The sequence below is a fragment of the Streptomyces sp. NPDC003036 genome (genome assembly GCF_040611175.1).
In the GTDB taxonomy this organism is placed as follows: Bacteria; Actinomycetota; Actinomycetes; order Streptomycetales; family Streptomycetaceae; genus Streptomyces.
In genome coordinates this window covers 1-4,984 of record NZ_JBEXNO010000087.1, presented here as the reverse complement: position 1 = coordinate 4,984, position 4,984 = coordinate 1, and the positions used below count along the sequence as shown (strand labels likewise).

The 4,984-nt window shown below is 73.2% G+C and carries 4 protein-coding genes; all 4 read left to right on the top strand.

Annotated features, from left to right (window positions below):
* Nucleotides 1-217: 217 nt before the first annotated feature.
* Nucleotides 218-1,006: an SDR family oxidoreductase gene (locus tag ABZX67_RS33095; RefSeq protein WP_355368448.1), complete on the top strand. Its 789-nt coding sequence runs from the start codon at nucleotides 218-220 to the stop codon at nucleotides 1,004-1,006.
* Between the two features lie 22 nt (nucleotides 1,007-1,028).
* Entirely contained in the window at nucleotides 1,029-1,724 is a 696-nt protein-coding gene (locus ABZX67_RS33090) for a sigma-70 family RNA polymerase sigma factor (RefSeq protein WP_355368445.1), read from the top strand.
* Nucleotides 1,724-2,941: an MFS transporter gene (locus ABZX67_RS33085; RefSeq protein ID WP_355368442.1), complete on the top strand. Its 1,218-nt coding sequence runs from the start codon at nucleotides 1,724-1,726 to the stop codon at nucleotides 2,939-2,941. Before ABZX67_RS33090 ends, ABZX67_RS33085 begins: the two co-directional genes overlap by 1 nt.
* A gap of 73 nt (nucleotides 2,942-3,014) precedes the next feature.
* A complete protein-coding gene (locus tag ABZX67_RS33080; RefSeq protein ID WP_355368439.1) occupies nucleotides 3,015-4,694 on the top strand; it encodes an FAD-binding protein in 1,680 nt (559 codons plus the stop codon).
* The last annotated feature ends 290 nt before the right edge of the window (nucleotides 4,695-4,984 follow it).

Sequence of the window (4,984 nt, the reverse complement as noted above, 5' to 3'; positions counted from 1 at the left end):
GCCATCCTCGACGGCATCGGCATCGCCGTCCTCGTCAACGCCGCCATCGTCCTCCTCGGCGTCCTCACCACCACCCTCTTCCTCCACAACAGGGAGAAGAAGGCAGCCCTCTGACCGGAGTCCTGTCCGGCGCAGACACGGCGGTGCACCCCTCGCCCTCCCCCGTCGGGGGGTGCACCGCCGCCCACGTTCCCTCCTCACCCACGAAAGAGAACCGATGGACCTGCACCTGGCCGGCCGTGTCTACCTCGTCACCGGCGCCTCCACGGGCATCGGCGAGGCCACCGCCCGGCTGCTGGCGGCCGAAGGGGCCCGGGTCGTCGGCGTGGCCCGCCGCACGGACGGCGTCGACGCCATCGGCCGCCCCGAGGTCACCTCGGTCGCCGCCGACCTGACCGACCCGGACGCGGCCCGGCGCGTCGTCGACGCCGTACTGGACCGGCACGGCCGCCTCGACGGGCTGGTCAACAACGCCGGCGCTCTGGTCTCCCACAACGGCTTCCTCGACGTCACCGACGCCGAGTGGCACCAGACCTTCGCCCTCAACTTCCACGCGCACGTGCGGATGACCCGCGCGGTCCTGCCGGTCCTGCTGGAGCGCGGCGAGGGCAGCCTGGTCCACGTCGCCAGCGAGGCGGCCCGCTTCCCGGACCCGGGCATCGTCGACTACGCCGCCACCAAGACGGCCCTGCTGTCGCTGTCCAAGAGCCTGTCGGCCGAGTTCGCGCCGCGCGGCGTCCGCTCGACCGTCGTCTCGCCCGGCCCCACGCGTACGGCGCTCTTCGACGCCCCCGGCGGCTTCGCCGAGCAGCTGGCCGAGCGGTACGGGCTGTCCGCCGACGCGGCCGTCGACCACTTCATCCGCGAGGAGCGCAAGCTGCCCACCGGCCGCATCGGCACGCCCGACGACGTCGCGCGGGTCATCGCGTACCTCCTCTCGCCGCAGGCCGGGCAGGTCACCGGCGCCGAATGGGCCGTGGACGGCGGAGCCCTCCGCCAGCTCTGACCGTGACCGCAAAGGACTCCCGATGACCGACACCCTCGCCCCGGCAGGGACCGCAGAAACCGCAGAGACCCCGCAGACCCCACCGACTGACGACACCGCACAGCCCGCACAGCCCGCGGAGACCCGGGAGCAGCGCCGTGCGCGCTTCGCGGGGGACGCGCTCGGCTACCGGGACCAGATGTACGCCGCCGCCCTGCGGCTGCACCGCAACCGCCCCGACGCCGAGGACCTGGTGCAGGAGACCTTCACCAAGGCCTACCAGTCCTTCCACCACTTCCGGGCGGGCACCAACCTGCGGGCGTGGCTCCACCGCATCCTGATCAACACCTTCATCACCACCTACCGCAAGCGGCAGCACGAGCCCCGGTGGGCGCTGATGGGGGACACGGACGACTGGCAGCACGTCCGGGCCGCCGGCCACGGCGCCGCCCGGCTGCCCTCCGCCGAGTCCCAGGTGCTGGACCACCTGCCCGAGCACGAGGTGCTGGAGGCGCTGCGCGCGCTGCCCGCGGAGTTCCGTACCGTCGTCTACCTCGCCGACGTCGAGGGGCTGGCGTACCGGGAGATAGCCGCCCGCCTGGGCGTCCCGCACGGCACGGTCACCTCCCGCCTCCACCGCGGCCGCCGCCGACTGCGCGCCCAGCTCACGCCGTACGCCCGCCACCGCCGCCTGACCGGCTGCCCCGGCCACGCCCGCGCGCGGCGGGAGGGCCTCTGATGCCCCTCGCGCTCCTCGCCCTCGCGCTCGGTGCCTTCGGCATCGGCACCACCGAGTTCGTGATCGTCGGCCTGCTCCCCGAGGTGGCCCGCGATCTGTCGGTCCCCATCCCCAGCGCCGGCATGCTCGTCACCGGGTACGCCCTCGGCGTCGTCGTCGGCGCGCCCCTGATGACCGCGGCGGGCTCCCGTCTGCCCCGCAAGACCATGCTCACCCTCCTGATGGGCGTCTTCATCGCGGGCAACCTGCTGTGCGCGCTGGCCCCCACCTACGAACTCCTCATGGCGGGGCGCCTGGTGGCCGCCCTCACCCACGGCGCCTTCTTCGGCATCGGCTCCGTCGTCGCCGCGAACGTCGTCGCGCCGGACAAGAAGGCCAGCGCCATCGCCCTGATGTTCATCGGGCTGACCGTGGCCAACGTGCTCGGCGTCCCCCTGGGCACCGTGCTGGGCCAGCACTTCGGCTGGCGCTCCACCTTCTGGGCCGTCACCGCGCTCGGCATCGTCGGCATGATCGCCGTCGCCGCCCTCGTACCGCCCCAGCCGAAGGAGGCGGACGCGGGCCTGCGCGGTGAGCTGGCGGTCTTCCGCCGCCCGCAGGTGTGGCTGGCGCTGGCCATGACCACGCTCGGCTTCGGCGGGGTGTTCGCCTCCTTCACGTACATCGCCCCGATGATGACCGAGGTGGCCGGCTTCTCGGCCGGGGCGGTGGCCTGGCTGCTCGTCCTGTTCGGGCTGGGCCTGTGCGTCGGCAACGTCCTCGGCGGGAAGGCCGCCGACCGGGCCGTGATGCCCAGCCTGTACGTCATCCTCGGCGCGCTCGCCGTGGTGCTGCTGGTCTTCGTGCAGACCGCCCGCGCGCCCCTGCCCGCCGCGATCACCCTCTTCGTCTTCGGCGTGGTCGGCTTCGCCACCGTGCCGCCGCTGCAGACGCGCGTGATGCAGCAGGCCGAGGGAGCACCCGCCCTCGCCTCCGCCGCCAACATCGCGGCCTTCAACCTCGGCAACGCCGTGGGCGCCTGGCTCGGCGGCCTCACCGTCGAGCACGGCCTCGGCTACACCGCGCCCAACTGGACCGGCGCGCTGCTCGCCGCGGCCGGCCTGGCCGTGGCTGTGCTCTCCGGCCTGCTCGACCGGCGGACCCGTCGGCGCGCGGCCCCGCGGCCGGAGGCGGCGGCCCCCGAGCAGGCGGACGCCGCTCCGTACGCCCCCGTCTGACGGGCCGGCACCGCATTCCGCATTCGTTCCTCCGTTCCTCACCATCGCCACAACAAACCTGAGGTAAGCGACCATGAGTGGAGTCAATCGCCGTTCGGTGCTGAGCAGCGGCGCGGCCCTCGCCGGCGGGGCCGCCGTCACCGCGGGCCTGGCCACGGCCGCCGTCGCCGCGCCGTCCGCCGCCCCGGCGGGTGCGGCGAGCGCGGGGACCGGGGCCACGATCCGGCCCGGAGACCCGCGCTACCCGGAGCTGACGACGGGCAACAACCAGCGCTTCGTCGCCAGACCCGACTACATCAAGATGATCAAGTCCTCGGCCGACGCCGAGAAGGCCCTGCGCGACGCGTTCCGCGCCCGCAAGCGCGTCTCGGTGCGCAGCGGCGGCCACTGCTTCGCCGACTTCGCCTGCAACCCCGAGATCGAGGTCATCCTCGACTTCTCCGAGATGACCGACGTCGGGTACGACGCCGCCCGCCGCGCCTTCTACGTCGAGCCCGGCGCCCGGCTCATCAACGTCTATGAGGCGCTCTACAAGGGCTGGGGCGTCACCGTGCCGGGCGGTATCTGCTACAGCGTCGGCGCCGGCGGGCACATAGCCGGCGGCGGCTACGGCCTGCTCTCCCGCGCCCACGGACTGGTCGTGGACCATCTGTACGCGGTGGAGGTCGTGGTCGTCGACGCGGCGGGCCGCACCCGGACCGTGGTCGCCACCCGGGAGGAGGACGACCCGCACCGGGACCTGTGGTGGGCCCACACGGGCGGCGGGGGTGGCAACTTCGGCCTGGTGACCCGCTACTGGTTCCGCTCGCCGGACGCCCGGGGCACGGCGCCGGAGGACCAGCTGATCTCGCCGCCGTCCACGGTCCTGGTCAGCGCCGTGGACTTCCCCTGGGACCAGCTCGACGAGACGAAGTTCGCCCGGCTGCTGAAGAACTTCGGCGCCTGGCACGAGCAGCACAGCGGCCCGGACTCGGAGTACCGCCACCTCAGCAGCCTCTTCAACGTCAGCTCCAAGGCCCACGGCAGCCTCGGCATGTTCACCCAGGTCGACGCGACCGTGCCCGGCGCCCGGCAGCTGCTCGACACCTACCTGGCGGCCATCACCGCCGGCACCGGCATCAAGCCCCGCGCGCTGACCAAGCCCACGGGGGAGCTGCCCGCCATGCCGCAGCTCGCGGAGCCGCGCACCATGCCGTGGCTCCAGGCGACGCGGCTGGTGGGCACCAACAACCCGACCATCACCGACCCCACGTCCCGGGGCGCCCACAAGTCCGGCTACATGCGGCGCAACTTCACCGACGCCCAGATCGCCGCGCTCTACAAGCACATGACGCGCCCGGACTTCACCAACCCCGACACCATGCTGGTGCTGTTCTCCTTCGGCGGCCGCGTCAACGCGGTGGCGCCGGACGCGACGGCGAACGCGCAGCGCAGCTCGGTGTTCAAGATGTGCTTCCAGACCTTCTGGCAGGACGAGAGCGAGGACGACTTCTACCTCGGCTGGGTGCGTGACCTGTACGAGGACTTCTTCGCGGCGACGGGCGGGGTGCCGGTCATCGACGACCGCACCGACGGCTGCTACATCAACTACCCCGACCGTGACGTCGCCGACCCGCGGCGCAACCGGTCCGGCGTGCCGTGGCAGACGCTGTACTACAAGGACAACTATCCGAAGCTCCAGCAGGTCAAGCGCCGCTACGACCCGGCGAACTTCTTCCGCCACTCCCTCTCGGTGGAGCCCGCCAGGCGCTGAGACACCGTTCCCGATCCCCGCCCAGGGCGGCCCGGCATCCCCGCCGGGCCGCCCTTCGCCGTGTACGGGGCCCGCCGAGCCGCGTAACCCCGGCACACCCCATCGTCGGCCTCCGAGGCCCTCTGAGGGCCCCTGAGGGCCTTCCGCGGCCCTTGAGGCCCCGACCCCCCGCGGGGGCCCGGGCGGGGGGCCCGCCGTCGGGCCCCCCCCCGCGGGCGGGGGGGGGGGGCGCGCCCCCTGGGGTGGGTCATGTAAAAAAGGACATGTGTTGCGTGCGTCTGAAACCGCGA

Bases quoted from the DNA above. Each gene is read 5' to 3' on its own strand.
- ABZX67_RS33095 (WP_355368448.1), top strand. From the start codon at position 218: ATGGACCTGCACCTGGCCGGCCGTGTCTACCTCGTCACCGGCGCCTCC.
- ABZX67_RS33090 (WP_355368445.1), top strand. From the start codon at position 1,029: ATGACCGACACCCTCGCCCCGGCAGGGACCGCAGAAACCGCAGAGACC.
- ABZX67_RS33085 (WP_355368442.1), top strand. From the start codon at position 1,724: ATGCCCCTCGCGCTCCTCGCCCTCGCGCTCGGTGCCTTCGGCATCGGC.
- ABZX67_RS33080 (WP_355368439.1), top strand. From the start codon at position 3,015: ATGAGTGGAGTCAATCGCCGTTCGGTGCTGAGCAGCGGCGCGGCCCTC.